Source organism: Paenibacillus sp. Dod16 (genome assembly GCF_049893405.1).
GTDB lineage: Bacteria > Bacillota > Bacilli > Paenibacillales > Paenibacillaceae > Paenibacillus_AQ.
Genome location: NZ_JBNDYG010000019.1, coordinates 52,111 through 68,164 on the forward strand (window position 1 = coordinate 52,111; position 16,054 = coordinate 68,164).

Below are 16,054 nucleotides of genomic sequence, written 5' to 3' on the forward strand. Positions count from 1 at the left end.
CGAAACCTAATCGGACGGTTAGATGAGCTTTTCATGAAGGAAGTTTGATTCTGGATTCGTATTCCAGTATGCAGGGTAAATACATTTCGGGTTCGCAAGCGGATCTGTTACCAAGTGCATTTACGTCAGACACGCATCTACTACCTACATACCAGGAGGTTCCGACAAATGGACAAATCCAACACCCATTCGAATGCTAACAACAGCCGGGGCAAGACAAGCAAGGACCAACAGCTGGAACAATTTACGGTAGACAATGACGGTAAAGACTTGACAACCAATCATGGACTTAAAGTCGCTGGAGATGAACATTCGCTTAAAGCGGGCGAGCGCGGTCCAACCTTAATGGAGGATTTCCATTTCAGAGAGAAGATGACGCATTTCGACCATGAGCGGATTCCGGAACGGATCGTGCATGCCCGCGGTTTTGGGGCTCATGGCTATTTTCAGCTATATGAATCCATGAAAGATTATACAAAAGCCAAATTTCTGCAGGACCCTTCCGTCGTCACGCCGGTGTTTGTCCGATTCTCCACGGTGGCTGGCTCCAGGGGATCAGCCGACACCGTCAGGGACGTACGCGGCTTCGCAACCAAGTTTTATACGGAAGAAGGGAATTATGATCTGGTGGGCAACAATATGCCGGTCTTTTTCATACAGGATGCGATGAAGTTTCCCGATTTCGTTCATGCAGTCAAGCCTGAGCCGCATAACGAGATTCCGCAAGCGCAATCCGCCCATGATACGTTCTGGGATTTTGTGGCGAACAATTCGGAAAGCGCGCACATGATCATGTGGGCGATGTCCGACCGCTCGCTTCCGCGAAGCTTTCGAATGATGGAGGGCTTCGGCGTCCATACCTTCCGTTTCGTGAATGAAGAAGGACAAGCGCATTTCGTGAAGTTTCACTGGAAGCCTGTGCTCGGCACGCATTCCCTCGTATGGGATGAAACGCAGAAGCTGGCAGGCAAGGATCCCGACTTTAACCGGCGTGATCTGTGGGATGCGATCGAATCAGGAAATTATCCGGAATTTGAGTTTGGCGTTCAAATGATTCGGGAGGATGAGGAATTCAATTTTGGTTTTGATATCCTTGATCCGACCAAGATTTGGCCCGAAGAGCTCATTCCCGTCAGAATCATTGGCAAAATGACACTCAATCGCAATACAGATAATTTCTTTGCGGAGACGGAACAGATTGCTTTCCATCCGGGACATGTCGTACCGGGAATCGATTTTACTAATGACCCGCTACTGCAAGGCCGCTTATTCTCCTATACAGACACCCAGCTTTCACGGCTCGGCGGACCCAATTTCCACGAAATTCCGATCAACCGTCCAATCGCACCGGTTCATAACAATCAGCGTGACGGGATGCATCGTATGACCATCAATAAGGGCCCTGTCAGCTATCATAAGAACGGTATTGCCGGTAACACGCCGAAGCCGGTTCCAGCGGAGCGCGGGGGTTATGAGCATTACACCGAGAAGGTGGAAGGGCGTAAGGTGCAGGCACGCAGTGACAGCTTTAAGGATCATTTCAGCCAAGCGGCCCTGTTCTGGAACAGCATGTCCGAGGTCGAGAAGCAGCATATCGTATCCGCATTCCAGTTCGAGCTGGGTAAAGTACAGCGAAAGGAAATTCGCCAGCAAGTCGTTGACCTGTTCGCGAACGTCGATAGCGAACTTGCCACCCGGATTTCGGAGGGCATCGGAACCATGCCACCGCAAACCAGCTTCTCCGCTTCCAGCGAGTCTTCTCCGGCACTGAGCATGATGAATACCGTGAAGCTCCCGTTAACCCGTAAAGTGGCGGTGCTGGCAGGCAACGGATTCACGGATGAACTCCCGTTTGTGCTTACGCAGCTGCAGCAAGCGGGCGTCATCACCGAAGTGGTTAGCGCAAAGCTCGGCGTCATTCGAGGCAAAGCCGGCGCGGAACTGGAAGTGAACCATTCGCTGCTTGGGGCGGATTCCGTCTTGTTCGATGCGGTGCTTGTCGCAGGCGGTGCGTTAAGCGTATCGGAGCTCCTGGTGGAGCCGAAGGTGCTGGATTTTGTCAAGGAAGCGTATCAGCATTTCAAGCCGATCGCAGCCATAGCCGAAGGGGCAAATTTGCTTCCATCATCCAGTGGTGAAGGGGTGGTGGTTGCGCAAGAGAATGAGGATTTGAAGCCTTTCGGCGAGGCCTTCATTCATGCCATCGCGGCACATCGCCATTGGTCGCGTACGATCTAAGAATGGATTGCCCTTGAATATATAAAACGATTGAGCTATAATTCCCCTTAATCATTTGGCTAAACAGTGAAGGGGATTATACCATGATCAACATCAAATTCAATCAACTTCATCATCACAAGCAGCGTTAGCACGCCTGTCATTCTACAGGGTGGGCTAACGCTGTTCGCGTTGGCCTCCCTGCCGCATATTCAGCGCGCGGGACCATGAGGTCCGGCGCGTTTTTTATTTTCATTTAGAACGAAAGGATGATTACGATGCAGAACGTAAAAGGAACGTATGATTATTTTGGCCAAGAACAGGCTATCCGAAGAAAGGTGCAATCGACGCTGCGTGAAGTGTTTGAATGTTATGACTATGCTGAAATGGAGACAACCATTCTGAATGAATCCGAGTTATTGTCTTCCAAATACGCAGGAGGGGAAGAAATTCTGAAGGAAATGTACCAGCTGACAGATCAGGGAACGCGACGTCTGGGCCTCCGGTACGACTTGACGATTCCATTCGCCAAGGTAATCGCGCTGAATCCCGCCATCAGCCAGCCCTTCAAACGTTATGAGATGGGGAAGGTATTCCGCGATGGTCCCGTCAAACGGGGAAGATTGCGGGAGTTTCTGCAGTGCGACGTTGATGTGGTGGGAATCTCGGGACCGGAAGCGGAGGTTGAGCTGATGCAGCTTGCAGCCGAAGTGTTTCGGAGACTTGAAATCCCGATCATGCTCCGGTGGAACAACCGAAGCTTCCTTGGTGAAATTCTTGGAGCTTTGGGCGTACCGGAAGAGATGAAACCAACCGTCATGCTGACGCTGGATAAGCTCGACAAGATGGGTAAGGAGGGGGTTCGACAAGAGCTTGCGGGTAAGGTGCTCGCATCGGAGATTTGTCGTCAAATTCTTGATTTTGTTGATCTCAAGGAGCCGACATTAACGCAAATAACAAGCACATACAACCTGGACAACGAGCGCGGAGCACGAGAAGTCCAGATCCTGCAAAATATGCTGCAGCGCGTCGGGCTGCAAAACATCTGCGTATTTGATCCGTTTCTTTCCCGAGGATTGTCCTTCTACACAGGAACCGTTTACGAAATCTTTGACGCATCTCAGGGCTTTCGTTCAAGCTTGGGTGGAGGCGGCAGGTATGACGCGATTATCGGGCAGCTCGTTGGACGCGAGGACATTGTTTATCCTACGGTGGGTCTTTCGTTCGGCATGGAATCCATCATGGAGATGATCCGAAACCGTCCGATTGAAACAAACAAGCCGCTCGTTGTGGTTATCCCTATAGGAGAAACCATACCCGAAGGATTGACGGCTGCAGCGGCACTCCGGAATCGCGGGATTCATACGCGATTGGCGGACAACCGCCGCAAATTAAAGAAAACATTAGCTTCTGTTTCAGCTGAGGGTATTCCATATGCCATCCTAATCGGCGAAGATGAAGCGGCGGCGGGCATGGTTCGATTGAAGAATATGACCGAGGGCAAGGAGCTTGCATTGACACTGCAGAAGGCGGTTGAGCTTATCATTCAATCCTGTGAATGATGACATGAAGGAAGCAGCGCTTATCCATCATGGCGTGTAAACTCATGACTAACAACTTGTGTAGGCCGACATATGGAATGCCTTTGTTCTTTTTCGAATATAATGGTTTTCTACCGAAAAGGGACTCGCGCTCGAAACGATCTCCAAGTAGAATAAATCGTATAGATGTTACCAGGGGGGAGCGGATTGCAATGCTGTACGAACAATTCTTCATGCTGCACCAAAAGCTTGCTGTTAACGCTCCGGCCAACACGGCTACGGAAGTGACGCTTGAGCAGATCGCCGAAACGCTATATTGCACAACGCGGAATGCCAAGCTCGTTATACGCAAGCTCGAGGAGAAGGGTTGGATTATGTGGAAGGCAGGACGCGGGCGAGGAAATCGTTCCAAGCTTACCTTTCTAGCCGATCAAGCTGATCTGCTTCAGGAAGCTGCGCAGCAGCTCGCGTTAAAAGGGGAATATCGGCAGGCCTTCGAACTGCTGCGTACCTATGGTCAAGGTATTCACACCAACGATTCTTACGTGGAATGGATGAACGGGCATTTTGGCTTTAGCAAGGAGATGAGAGAAGGGGAAGCGGAAGCAAGGGATTCGCTGCGGCTTCCCGTGTACCGCTTGATTGAAACGTTGGATCCCGCCGAATGCTACTACAGTTTTCAAGCTCATATGATCCAGCAGATATTTGACCGGCTGGTGATATACGATAATGCCAACGATCAATATCTTCCCGTTATCGCGCATTATTGGAACAGCAATGAGGTTGGAACAGTCTGGACTTTTCACCTGCGTAAAGGAATCCGGTTCCATGACGGTAGAGAGTTATCGGCGGAGGACGTGAAATTCACGGTAGAACGCCTGGGACGGGATAAACGAAATGGTTGGATCGTGCGTGAACTGCAGCGAGTAGAGGCGGTATCGCCTCGGGAGGTTCGTTTTATTCTTAACAAGCCGAATCGAATTTTTATCCGGTTTGTTAGCTCCATTTGCATGTCCATCGTGCCCAAACATTTGGTGAGTCTTAATGAAGAACTGTTCTGGAAGCTTCCTGTCGGAACGGGCCCTTTTCAGGTGGAAGAATGGACCGATGAACGGCTGACCATACGTGCGAATCCCCATTATTATCAGGGACGGCCGCATTTGGACAACATCCACATTATCATGATGCCCGAAGATGCGGAGCACTGCGAGGTCAGCTGGGAGCGGCTGCTGCAAGATCCGGAGCGTATCGAGCATAAAGGCGAGAAGCATGCTGTGGATATCATAGAATCTTCCGAAGGCTGTACGACTTTGATTACGTGGAATATGAAGAAGCCGGGGCCCTATCAGTCCATCGAATTTCGCCGGGCATTCAGCTTGATTCTGAACCGTGCCGAGATGATACGCGAACTTGGCGGCAACCGGCTATACCCGGCCAAAGGATTCATCATGGATGAGCAAGCGCCTTACCGTAAAGACCGACATGATCCCGAGCTCGCAAAGTCACTGCTGAAACAGTCGGGTTATGACGGCTCTCCCATTACCATGGCTACGCTCGCAAATCATATCAAAGACGCCGAATGGGTTCAGAAGCAGTGCGCTTCCATCGGGATACCATTGATCATCCGGGAGGAGAGGATGGATACCATACACCAATCGGATGTGATGAACACCATGGATTGTGTCTTGCACGGCCTTGTTCTTCCAGGTGAAGAAGTATGTTTAATCGAGAATTACGAGCAGAAGGGAAGCGTGGTTAAAGAGTTCATGGATCCATCGCTGCATCATTGGGTGAAGGATTGCGTGGATGATGCGCTTGCCAGCGAGTGGTATGAGGAGCGTTTGAGTTTGTTGTCCCATATTGAAGAGAGGCTTCGGGAGGAAGCGCATGTATCATTCTTGGTTCATACGAGATTTTACGCAAGCTTGGATCCTTCTTATAAAGGGGTTGTCATCAATAATCTGGGATGGCTGGATTTCAAGCAGATTTGGCGAGTATGATTTCTTCTCATAAAAAGAGCAAGCGCGAATAACCGCGCTTGCTCTTTATTTCTTATAACGATTTTGTGCGGCTTCTTCGGGATCTCCGCTTTCGAAAGAAGCCATAAAGTTTATCGAGAATTCGAGTATAACTTGAGGTATGCTGCGATTCACATTCGATCTCGTCATGAATAATGAATCTTCCTTGACGATCAAGTTCGTCCCATTTTGCTTGCTGGTATTCGTTCAGTTTTTCCAGTGTATAAAAATCGTTGCTCATGTTAACCTCCCTATCAGACATTCGGAATTCGCTGTAACGCCGGTAGAATGTCTTGTTACTCTCATTATGGAGGTCAACCGAGCTTGTAAAAAGTGTAAACCTCGGCAGCTTTTTTTCCCCTTTTCATGAACTAAAGGACTACCGCAGAGAAGAGATTAGACTTTATTATCACGATGCGTGATAGTGGAGTTCTCAATCTGGATCGTTGAATGCTCGATGTGGAATCGGCTGTCCAGAAGATCGATCGCTTGTTGCAGAATCTCATAACTGCTCGCTTCATCCTCGGCGACGAGATGGCAGCTTAAGGAATCGAAATTGGACGTAATCGTCCAAATATGAAGATCATGGATGCCGGTGACCCCAGGTATAGACAGCAGGGATTTCTTTACCTCTTCAGGGTTTATCGCTGCCGGTGCTCCCTCCATCAGAATATGAACGGTATTCTGTATGATTCTCCAAGCGCTCTTCAGAATCAAGATCGACACAAGGATGGATATGATAGGATCCGCAATGTACCATCCGAAGGCCATCATCACGATCCCGGCGATGATGGCTCCTACCGAGCCGAGCGCATCGCCGATAACGTGGAGGTATGCGCTGCGGAGATTCACATTGTTCTTTACATCTCCCGTTCGCATCAAGAACCAGGCACTGAGAAGGTTAGCCAACAAGCCGATGGCTGCAATGAGCATCATGCTTCCGCTGGCGACGGTTGGCGGGTCGTCAAAGCGCTGAATCGCTTCCCATACGATAAAGCCGGCGATGACAAACAAGGCGACGCCATTTAGTAGTGCTGCCAATATTTCAAAACGGTAAAAGCCATAGGTTTTATTCGGCGATGAGGGCTTTGTGGCAAACCATAATGCGACCAGACTGAGCAGCAAAGCGCTGGCATCACTTAACATATGCCCGGAATCGGATAACAGAGCCAGACTGTTGGTCAGCAAGCCCCCTATAAACTCTAGAATCATGATGCCAAGTGTGATGATGAGGGCAATGGCAAGTCCTTTTTTGTTTCCTGAGCGGGCATGATCATGGTGGCTGTGGTCATGCCCATGATGGTGGTTATGATGATGCATAATCGAAAACTCCCTTCGAATCCAACTGTGGAATAAATCAATAATCATGGAACCATTTGCGTTATTTATAATATGAACATATGCTCATATACAATGTAATCCTTCGGTTTGCTTTTGTCAAGTTTTTCCGAAGGTATTACGAAAGCGAATATGATTTTCCACTTATTCATTTATCTAGTATGCTTGATAAGCGAAGAAATTAAATTTTTACGTCTGATGATGAGTTCTTATTATCGGTTAAAGAGAAGGAGTGATATGCGTCATGGGAGAACAACGTAAATCGATTAGCGAAGCTTATAGCGAAACAGCCTATCCATTGATTGGACATAGCCGCAGGAATCTCGAGGTGCTGCTGGAGGCATTTCGGGATGTGGATGGGTCGCAGATGGGGGATACATACGGCAAAGGCGCCATCATTGAGGAGTTTCAGGCGCGCATGGCAGACGTTCTGGGCAAGGAATCGGCTGTCTTTTTTCCGAGCGGAACCATGGCGCAGCAGATTGCTTTGCGGATCTGGTGCGATGATGCTGGGCTGAAACAAGTGGCTTATCATCCCCTCTGTCATCTGGAGATTCACGAAGAGGACGGGCTTAAGGAGCTGCATCATATCGAACCGATTCTTCTTGCCGATAAAGAGCGTTTGATTACGCTTGAAGACGTGCAGAATCTGAATCGCGAAATTGCATGTTTGCTGCTGGAGCTGCCGCAGCGTGAAATCGGAGGGCAGCTGCCCGAATACGAAGAGTTGGAGGCCATATCAGCGTATTGTCGTTCTCAAGGCATAAAGCTGCATCTGGACGGGGCAAGATTGTTCGAGATCACTCCGTATTATCAAAAAACGGCGGCCGAAATCTGTGCTCTATTTGACAGTGTATATGTGTCCTTCTATAAAGGTATAGGCGGGATTGCCGGCGCTATTCTGGCTGGCGGCACCGACTTTGTGGAGAAATCCAAAGTATGGAAAAGGCGTCATGGCGGGGATCTGGTCAGTCTTTACCCGTATATCATCAGTTCAAGTTATTATTACAAGGAAAGAAAAGGTAATATGGGCCGGTATTACGAGGAAGCTAAAGAGCTCGCAGCGCTGTTTAATCAGTGCAAGGGCGTGAATACGAAGCCTGCCGTGCCCGTATCGAATATGTTTCATGTACATTTTGAATGGGACAAAGAACAGCTTGAACCGATTCTTATCGAGGTTTACCGCGCGACGGGCGTCGGATTGATCAGTTATCTAAACGAAGCAGGGGGAAGCCAATGTTATACGGAAGTTCACATTGGGGAGCGGTACAGCAAGACGCCAAGAGAAAGCATTCAGCAAGCTTTTCAATTGTTGAATGAGAAATTGCGGGAAGCTGCGAGCGCATGACAAAAGGACCTGAATCAGGTCCTTTTTCATTTGTCTATATTCAACCAATCGGCCCCACGGAAACAGGCTCCTCATTAACTGGTTTATGGGAAAAGTATACCATGTGGAGTGAGTCCTATCCGGATTGATGGTTAAAAAGGGGAACAAATTTGTTAGAATAACAAGTAGAACCGAGTAAACTTTGAAATATCCAATCTGGCGAGGTGAAAATCATGATGGCTCACGTTAGAAGCACAACCGTTCAAGTCGTTAAATCAGGCTCCGGGCAAAGCCGCACGGAAATATCGGGCATAATTTGTTCGGAGCCTTCTTCAACATGAATTAGAACCGCAATATTTCATGTGCCGGCTTTGCTCACTATTTACACGATTTTATGTAGATAGGAGCAGAGAAAATGAAATACGAGAAAGCACTTGATATTTTACCTGAACATGTAGTCAAAACCATTCAACAATATATTGATGGAAGTTATATTTATATTCCGAGAAAGTCGGAGAACCGGAAGTCCTGGGGTGAACAAACCGGGGTCAAGAAGGACCTGGATATTCGGAATCGGAGCATTCTCAAAAGTTATTTGCATGGCGACTCCATCCGTACATTGTCAGAACGATATTATTTAACGGAGCAATCGATCCGTAGAATTATTCGGGCAGAACGAATGAAAGAATAGGCGAGATCGGATATCCTTTTCGTGAGACCGTTATATAGCATTGTTATCATCAGGAAAGAGCGGCCAGGACACGTGTCCTGGCCCTTTCAATTATAAGGAGAATTACCTGTCAGAAATTTGGGAACGAACTTCTGATATTTTGTAGCTTGTCATGCAGAAAATTTCCAACGAAGTCGCCAATATTGCTCCGTCATGATTTACCAGGTTAAGGAAAAGCATTAAAATAGAGGTTAACGACATTCGCAAGTAGAAGGAGTTTATGCAATGAACCCGATACCGTCATATACCCAGCGCATCCAAGAAGTTTATCCGCACCTGGATATTCAAGACGTTGAGATGAACAACATAGGTCAGAACAACGATGTGTTGATTTTGAATCAGACGCTGGTCTTCAGATTTCCTAAGTATGCAGAAAGTCTCCAAGCGATGATCAGAGAAACTCAATTACTGAATAGGATCAAGAACAAGGTAACGCTGCTTATACCGAATCCGATGTATGTTTCATTTGACGATTTGCATGTGGGTAAAATGTTCATGGGCTATCCGTTAATCGAGGGTCAGCCGTTATGGTCAGAAGATCTGCTTTTACACAGGAATTCGGACATCGAGGATAGGGTAGCAGAACAGATGGTCGAATTTCTCGTTCAGCTTCATACTGTGGAGATCAATGAATGGATCGCTGACGATAGAAATGTTGTAAATGTCCACGAAGAGATGTCCGGATTGTACACACAAATTCAAGACCAGTTGTTTCGTTTCATCAGGCCCGATGCGCAAGAGGAAATCTCAAGCAACTTCACAAGATTTCTGAACAACCCTGCGAATCGTGACATTCGTCCAACCTGCATTCACGGTGATTTTGGCACGTCCAACATACTTTGGAGTCCGGAGAAAGGTCGAATGACGGGCATCATTGATTTTGGGGGTTCAGGGATTGGAGACCCGGCATATGATTTAGCGGGAATCCTAGCGGGGTATGGTCAAGAGTTTTTCGAAAAGTGTATCGCCATGTATCCGAATGGAGACCCCATCGCGGAGCGCGTTCATTTTTATAGAAGCACGTTTGCCTTGCAAGAGGCGCTGCATGGAGTCATTCATCAAGACGCTGAGGCGTTTGAGGCAGGCATACGAGATTTTAGATGAAACATAATCATGGATTTTTACATGATATAATCTGCTGGAGGAGCCGCATAAATGACACCTAAACCCGTCATCATCGAGGAATATAATCCCGAATGGCCAAAAATGTTTCAGGAGATTCAATCCATATTGGCGCTTACTCTTGGTGCTGATGCGCTGAGTATCGAGCATGTGGGAAGCACCTCCGTACCAAAGCTTGCCGCGAAGCCAATATTGGATATCGATGTTGTGATCGAATCCATGAAATCGCTTCCGGCGGTCATTGCGAAATTAGAAACCCTTGGCTATAGCCATCAGGGGGATTTAGGGGTCGAGGGCAGGGAAGCTTTTGATAGGAAAGATGAGTATGTTCCCTACAGCGAGGAGATTAGTTTGAGAATGACCCAGCATTTATATGTCTGCCATCGGGACAGCCAAGAACTATACAGGCATATTACTTTTCGGGATGCTCTCATCAATAACCCGGAGCTTGTCAAAGAATACGCCTCATTAAAGAAAGAACTAGCCATAACTTTTCGTAATGATCGAAAAGCCTATTCGGAAGGCAAATCCGACTTTATCCAGCGGGTATTGAAGCAGGTCGCACGCTAAAATGTTGAAAGAAATCCAACGTAACATCTTATATCTTGAGCTGAATCCTACCAACAAAATACATAACAGCGAGGTAAACCAATGAACGTTACATTAATGGTGTTAGATAACACGGAGCTTAAAAGCATCTGGAAGGAAGCGTTTCAGCAGCAAAATATAATGCGCCCGGATGAGTATTACGATTTATGCGAATATGAGAACCAAATCGGCAAGCGTGTCACCTTGTTGGCTTTTGTTCATGAGGAGCTGGCCGGTGTTTCCCACTTGAAATACGAATCGAGTTATCCCTATTTTCGAGAGCAGAGCATTCCGGAAATCAATGATCTGAATGTGTTCCCGGAGTACCGGAGAAACGGCATAGCTAATAGCATCATGGAAGAATTCGAGAACATCGTCCGCAAAAAAATGCCGCGTATCGGTATCGGAGTTGGATTGTACAGGGACTACGGTGCGGCTCAAAGAATATATGTCCGGCGCGGCTATATTCCGGACGGCAACGGAATTATGTACAACAACGAATCTGTGGTGCCCGGTGACATGGTATGTGCGGATGACGATCTGAACCTGTATCTGATTAAAGAGCTGGTTTAATAAATCGTTCTGCTAATCATCGGCTTCAGCTATATAAGTTTCAGGAGAGTGAAACATGAGCTTCGTCATTCGATTAAATATGTCGAGTTTTTTGTATGCCTGGTTCCCTTATGTCGGGATTGAGCTCATGGCCAACGTTTACCGAATCAGTCGAGTGACAGGCTGGGGGCTGGATCACGTGAATATTGTGATTTTGGTTTTCTTCTTTGTTGGCCTGCTTCTATCGGGTTTCGGATTTCCGAAGCTGATCAGGCATTGGTTAGGTGGCCGTAAAGCGTCTTTCTTTTCGCTAATTTTGTGGATCCCCTATTTCATTATATTGACCTATATTGTGGCTGCATGGTTTCCGATCACCCATCCGGCAGACAAACCGAATCCTGTAACAGGACTCATGGCCATCGCTGTTTTGGCGTTGTACCCATTCTACCTGGCTATCCTTCATCTGTTTGGAACGGCTCCGATTACCGAGAGGATGAAGGAAGATCGGATGACTTGAGCTTCATGTATAACATGGTGAAGGTATCAGGTTCAGAAAGGAGCGGGCTATGATTATCGGTGTTCTTATCGTGTTGCTTATTATTGAACTCATTGTGATTGAGGTTAGACTCAAAAAGAAACTGGACAATGACGAGAGAATCATTGAGAGACTCGACATGATGATCAAAGATATACGGGAAATTAAGAATAAGCAATAGAGTTACTATCCTCAGGAGGTAGTAAAAATGGGCAATGTGGATAAACGCAATCGACTGGATGAAGAAGTGTTTACTTATTCGGTTACCAAAGATCATAAAGTATTCATTTATTGGATGGGGAAACAAGTCAAGATCCTGTCGGGTAAAGAAAGTGATAAATTTCTGTCCAGGGTAACCGGGGCAGACTTCAAAGAAGCCCAACTGATGATGGCTAAAGTGACCGGTAATTTTAAGCGTGGCAATGAGAAGGATCATAAATAAGCTTATACAGGAGAAAGAGCGATGAATAAAGGGTTTTCGCATTGTTTGCAGATTTTCCCGACCTCTAACTTCGAGAAAACCAGCGAGTTTTATGAGCGAATCGGGTTCCGTGCCGTGAACTATTTTGATGCAGCAGAACCGCATGTATGCCTCTACAAGGACTCTGTTGAGATTGTATTAACGAAGACGGAGATTGAGGTTGTTCCGAATCGAATCCGTTACGGATATGGGTACGATGCTTATTTTATTACTTACGGACAACGGGAAATCCAGCAAGAGCTTATGGATTTGGGCGTGAAGATTGTCAGGGCTTTATCGACAACGGATTATAACAATCATGAGTTTGTGTTTGAGGATGTGGACGGGCGATGGATCGCGATTGGTAATAAGTTATAGAGAGTAAAGGAGAACAGGGGGATGTGACATGGTTGAAATTCTGGTCGTCAGACATGGACAATCGGAAGCGGATATTATGAATCGGTGTGAAGGACGGGCTGACTTTGCACTGACGGATCTTGGCCAGCAGCAGGCACGGCTCCTGGCAGAGTGGATTCATCGTGAATATACTTTGGATGCCATATTCTCCAGTACGTTAAACCGGGCCAAGCAGACCGCGGCAGCCATTGCTGAAACGACAAAAGTCCCCGTTACCTATGATGATGATTTAATGGAGCAAAATAATGGGGTCATCGCCGGTATGCTAAGAGAAGAGGCTTTACTTAAATATCCCCTGCCTGATGGAGGAAGAAAACGGCACGATGCAATCGAAGGCGGAGAATCTGAAGTACAGTTCAGAGCAAGAGCCGAACAATTCATATCCAAGCTGTTTACTACAATTCATAGCGAGCCTGATCTGAAAAGGGTTTGTATTGTCTCCCACGGCGGGATGATCACGATGTTATTCCGAAGTTTTTTGAATCTTCCTTATCATACGGATATTCATATTCCGACAGGCGATACAGGCGTTCATCTATGGAGATATGATCGGAGCGGGAAAAAGATAATCGCGGCTACGAATTTGCAGGGGCATCTATCCTGAAATATTATGCAACATCATAATCCCGCAATAGCCATCGTGCTGTTGAGGGATTTTTCATAGGTTTTACATTAATCTATTTTATCGTAAATATTATTAACAGATCAGAGAAACTTTTTTACCAAAATTTGCGTCTAATAGTATGACCTAAATAAATATCAAAAAAGGATTAGAAGGAGTTATGGAATGAAACTGAAGAAACGATCATTGCTAACCGTATTGGCTGTTGCCCAATTAGCGGCAGTTTATCCGGCGAGCGCGGATGCAAATACCGCAGACAAACCACAACAGTCAGTCACCCAAGAAGTGTACGAGCAAAACGCTGCGGCAACCAAAGCAGTAACATCTGGGGGTACAGACGCTGCTCAAGAAACAACAGAGATAACAGAGACAACAGAAACAACGGAAACAACTACTACGACAGAGACAGAAGGCTCTCAAGAGCCTAATGAAACAGGAACAACCGAAGGACCGGTAGAGGAAACCGGCGAAGTGCAAGATCCGGAAACAACTACGGGAGAGCAGGGCAACCAGAATAACCAGCAAACCGTGACGGGGAAAGAACTTATTTTATATTTCAATAGTACAAAAATGGTACAAGACGGCGTTACCTACAATGCACCGCAGCCGATGCAAGTCAAAAAGGGAGTATCCTATGTTCCCATTCGTGCCCTTGTGGACCGTGTAGGCTTCAAGGTCACTTACGATAAGAAGACCAAAGAAACCGTTATAACCAAAGGAACCAATGAGCTTCGCTTCAAAACAGACAGCAGCAAGTATACCGTGAATGGCGTAACCAAAGAGATGAAAGGAACCTCCTACCAGACGAAAAGCACCTTCATGGTTCCGCTGACAGCTATAACCCAAGCGCTTGATATTCAATATAAAGTGGATAATGTAGGCAAACGTGTCATTATGAATCTGGAAACCAAGCCAGTAGCCAAGTTTACGGTGGGGCCTAAGGAGATTTATGCAGGACAAACCACGGTGACCTATACACCGCAGCTGGAGAATGTACAAGGTGAAATCATCAATGAACGCTGGGAAGGCAAACAGGATATCTTCGATGCACCAGGCGAATACATAGTCACTTACTCGGTTCAAGATTCTACAGGGGCGTGGAGCGAGCCTTATAGCCAAACGATTACGGTCATTCAGCCGAATCTTCCGCCTGTTGCCATGTTCGAGACCGATAAGTCCGAGTATAAAATGGGTGAGTTGATTACCTATACGAATCAAACTACAGATGACCAGGACAAGCCTGAGGATCTGACGTACAAGTGGGAGAATAAACAGTATGCATTCTTCACACCGGGCGTTTATACGATCAAGTTAACGGCCACGGACAAGAAGGGACTTAGCTCTACCTACGAGACGACGATTAACGTGACGAACGAGACCTTATATCAAGAAGAGGATTTCAATATGCTCTTTATCCCGGAAGGGGAAAAATTCACGTTCCTCGGCAATGTGACTTCGCGTCCGAAGATTAATTACGATTTTTACGATGAGCCAAGCACGTTGATTCGCAGTAACAGTCCGGAAACCGTCAACAGCGAAGGTATTGTGTACCAAGAGACGGCGGTTGGCGATATGCGCTTTATGATTCWCCATGTGAACAATTTGAATAAAAATGTGAAAATGTACGTTATTGCAACGAACAAAAACAGCACTCCGGTAACGCTTAGACAAGATTACTTGGGATTTGCTGGTCCATCGCCGATCGCTACGGCAGCAGGCAAGAAGTCTGTGCTGAACTACTTCCAATCGATGCAGGACGATTCGAAGCGGGCTTCAGTGACGCTTGCACCAGGCGAACAGAAACTGGTTATGACGGAACTGAGCGATGTGAGAATGAAGCAAGGACATGTCATTTCCCTATACTCGGATATGTACAGCGACCTGCCGATTCAGTTCGATGTCGTGATGATTGATGAGAAATCGGATCCATTGAAGGTTTTAAGCACGCTGCCCATCCTGAATCGCGATGGGGTTCACAACCGTGGAACCTATCCGGATTCAACACGAGTCATCCATTATTCCGAACTGGTGGGTGCAAATTCCGAGCGTCTCGTACTTGGAGACAATCAGGATGACCCTAACCTGGAAGGTATGGACCCTATGGTTGGGGACATTACGCACAACACGGGTAACTTTGGTGTTCTGTATAAAATAACATTGGATCGCGTAGCGCCGGATACTCTGATCTCGTTTAACCCGCGGGGCGGTAAGTACTCGGGATATGCTATGGTAAATGGAACGATTGTACCGATCTATTCCCTTGGACAGGTAGCTCCTGGCGAGCAAGCGGTTCTCTATCGTACAGGCGATTACGAACAAAAGGTTGAAATCATGCTGACGGCTGCGCCAGGAAGCAATTTGCCAGTAAACCTGCTGTTTACCCAAATGCCTGAAGCACATCATTAAGAACTGATTACAATTAGGCTTCACGACTTGAGCACTCGCTTGAGGAGTGAAGCCTTTATTGTTGTTAGGAGAATAACAAGAGGTAAGGCGTTGGTGTGAATGCATGGTCTTGATCGTTTCCTTCTGCTGGGCACTGTGTCTTCTTTTTCCTGAGTGGGGCGTTTAGGTGTATTTTCTCATA

14 protein-coding genes are annotated in these 16,054 nt (G+C 46.9%); 13 read left to right on the top strand and 1 reads right to left on the bottom strand.

All coding sequences use genetic code 11. From position 1 onward, the window contains the following. Positions 1-168: 168 nt before the first annotated feature. The 3 genes from ACPV3A_RS15790 (at position 169) to ACPV3A_RS15800 (ending at position 5,758) form a co-directional block, all read left to right on the top strand. Positions 169-2,238 carry a catalase gene (locus tag ACPV3A_RS15790; RefSeq protein ID WP_426200205.1) on the top strand — a complete coding sequence of 690 codons (2,070 nt, stop codon included), beginning with the start codon at positions 169-171 and terminating at the stop codon, positions 2,236-2,238. A 257-nt stretch (positions 2,239-2,495) separates the two neighbouring features. Then, positions 2,496-3,779 carry a histidine--tRNA ligase gene (locus ACPV3A_RS15795; RefSeq protein WP_426200206.1) on the top strand — a complete coding sequence of 428 codons (1,284 nt, stop codon included), beginning with the start codon at positions 2,496-2,498 and terminating at the stop codon, positions 3,777-3,779. Between the two features lie 191 nt (positions 3,780-3,970). After that, positions 3,971-5,758 carry an ABC transporter substrate-binding protein gene (locus ACPV3A_RS15800; protein ID WP_426200207.1) on the top strand — a complete coding sequence of 596 codons (1,788 nt, stop codon included), beginning with the start codon at positions 3,971-3,973 and terminating at the stop codon, positions 5,756-5,758. A 414-nt stretch (positions 5,759-6,172) separates the two neighbouring features. On the opposite strand, the gene ACPV3A_RS15805 is transcribed toward ACPV3A_RS15800, so the two are convergent. Continuing rightward, on the bottom strand, positions 6,173-7,096 hold the full coding sequence (locus ACPV3A_RS15805) for a cation diffusion facilitator family transporter (protein ID WP_220684892.1): 924 nt from the start codon (positions 7,094-7,096) through the stop codon (positions 6,173-6,175). Positions 7,097-7,358: 262 nt separating this feature from the next. Between ACPV3A_RS15805 and ACPV3A_RS15810 the strand changes: the two genes are divergently transcribed. The 10 genes from ACPV3A_RS15810 (at position 7,359) to ACPV3A_RS15855 (ending at position 15,873) form a co-directional block, all read left to right on the top strand. Continuing rightward, entirely contained in the window at positions 7,359-8,462 is a 1,104-nt protein-coding gene (locus tag ACPV3A_RS15810; protein WP_426200208.1) for a threonine aldolase family protein, read from the top strand. Positions 8,463-8,856: 394 nt separating this feature from the next. Beyond that, positions 8,857-9,132, top strand: a complete 276-nt coding sequence (locus ACPV3A_RS15815) for a CD3324 family protein (protein WP_071218508.1) — start codon at positions 8,857-8,859, stop codon at positions 9,130-9,132. 264 nt (positions 9,133-9,396) lie between these two features. Next, positions 9,397-10,275 carry a phosphotransferase family protein gene (locus ACPV3A_RS15820; protein WP_426200209.1) on the top strand — a complete coding sequence of 293 codons (879 nt, stop codon included), beginning with the start codon at positions 9,397-9,399 and terminating at the stop codon, positions 10,273-10,275. A 51-nt stretch (positions 10,276-10,326) separates the two neighbouring features. Further along, positions 10,327-10,863 carry a GrpB family protein gene (locus tag ACPV3A_RS15825; RefSeq protein ID WP_426200210.1) on the top strand — a complete coding sequence of 179 codons (537 nt, stop codon included), beginning with the start codon at positions 10,327-10,329 and terminating at the stop codon, positions 10,861-10,863. Positions 10,864-10,944: 81 nt separating this feature from the next. Further along, positions 10,945-11,454 (top strand): GNAT family N-acetyltransferase, encoded by a 510-nt coding sequence (locus tag ACPV3A_RS15830; protein ID WP_220684895.1) that lies wholly within the window; start codon positions 10,945-10,947, stop codon positions 11,452-11,454. Between the two features lie 55 nt (positions 11,455-11,509). Then, on the top strand, positions 11,510-11,950 hold the full coding sequence (locus ACPV3A_RS15835) for a hypothetical protein (protein WP_426200211.1): 441 nt from the start codon (positions 11,510-11,512) through the stop codon (positions 11,948-11,950). Positions 11,951-12,176: 226 nt separating this feature from the next. Then, on the top strand, positions 12,177-12,410 hold the full coding sequence (locus ACPV3A_RS15840) for a hypothetical protein (RefSeq protein WP_194543168.1): 234 nt from the start codon (positions 12,177-12,179) through the stop codon (positions 12,408-12,410). Positions 12,411-12,431: 21 nt separating this feature from the next. Next, a complete protein-coding gene (locus tag ACPV3A_RS15845; RefSeq protein ID WP_426200212.1) occupies positions 12,432-12,806 on the top strand; it encodes a VOC family protein in 375 nt (124 codons plus the stop codon). Between the two features lie 28 nt (positions 12,807-12,834). Continuing rightward, positions 12,835-13,449, top strand: a complete 615-nt coding sequence (locus ACPV3A_RS15850) for a histidine phosphatase family protein (RefSeq protein ID WP_194543166.1) — start codon at positions 12,835-12,837, stop codon at positions 13,447-13,449. 183 nt (positions 13,450-13,632) lie between these two features. Beyond that, positions 13,633-15,873, top strand: coding sequence for a stalk domain-containing protein (locus ACPV3A_RS15855; RefSeq protein ID WP_426200213.1), 2,241 nt, complete (start codon positions 13,633-13,635; stop codon positions 15,871-15,873). Positions 15,874-16,054: the final 181 nt, after the last annotated feature.

Coding starts and splice junctions, on each gene's coding strand:
- ACPV3A_RS15790 (WP_426200205.1), top strand. CDS start 169: ATGGACAAATCCAACACCCATTCGAATGCTAACAACAGCCGGGGCAAG.
- ACPV3A_RS15795 (WP_426200206.1), top strand. CDS start 2,496: ATGCAGAACGTAAAAGGAACGTATGATTATTTTGGCCAAGAACAGGCT.
- ACPV3A_RS15800 (WP_426200207.1), top strand. CDS start 3,971: ATGCTGTACGAACAATTCTTCATGCTGCACCAAAAGCTTGCTGTTAAC.
- ACPV3A_RS15805 (WP_220684892.1), bottom strand. CDS start 7,096: ATGCATCATCATAACCACCATCATGGGCATGACCACAGCCACCATGAT.
- ACPV3A_RS15810 (WP_426200208.1), top strand. CDS start 7,359: ATGGGAGAACAACGTAAATCGATTAGCGAAGCTTATAGCGAAACAGCC.
- ACPV3A_RS15815 (WP_071218508.1), top strand. CDS start 8,857: ATGAAATACGAGAAAGCACTTGATATTTTACCTGAACATGTAGTCAAA.
- ACPV3A_RS15820 (WP_426200209.1), top strand. CDS start 9,397: ATGAACCCGATACCGTCATATACCCAGCGCATCCAAGAAGTTTATCCG.
- ACPV3A_RS15825 (WP_426200210.1), top strand. CDS start 10,327: ATGACACCTAAACCCGTCATCATCGAGGAATATAATCCCGAATGGCCA.
- ACPV3A_RS15830 (WP_220684895.1), top strand. CDS start 10,945: ATGAACGTTACATTAATGGTGTTAGATAACACGGAGCTTAAAAGCATC.
- ACPV3A_RS15835 (WP_426200211.1), top strand. CDS start 11,510: ATGAGCTTCGTCATTCGATTAAATATGTCGAGTTTTTTGTATGCCTGG.
- ACPV3A_RS15840 (WP_194543168.1), top strand. CDS start 12,177: ATGGGCAATGTGGATAAACGCAATCGACTGGATGAAGAAGTGTTTACT.
- ACPV3A_RS15845 (WP_426200212.1), top strand. CDS start 12,432: ATGAATAAAGGGTTTTCGCATTGTTTGCAGATTTTCCCGACCTCTAAC.
- ACPV3A_RS15850 (WP_194543166.1), top strand. CDS start 12,835: ATGGTTGAAATTCTGGTCGTCAGACATGGACAATCGGAAGCGGATATT.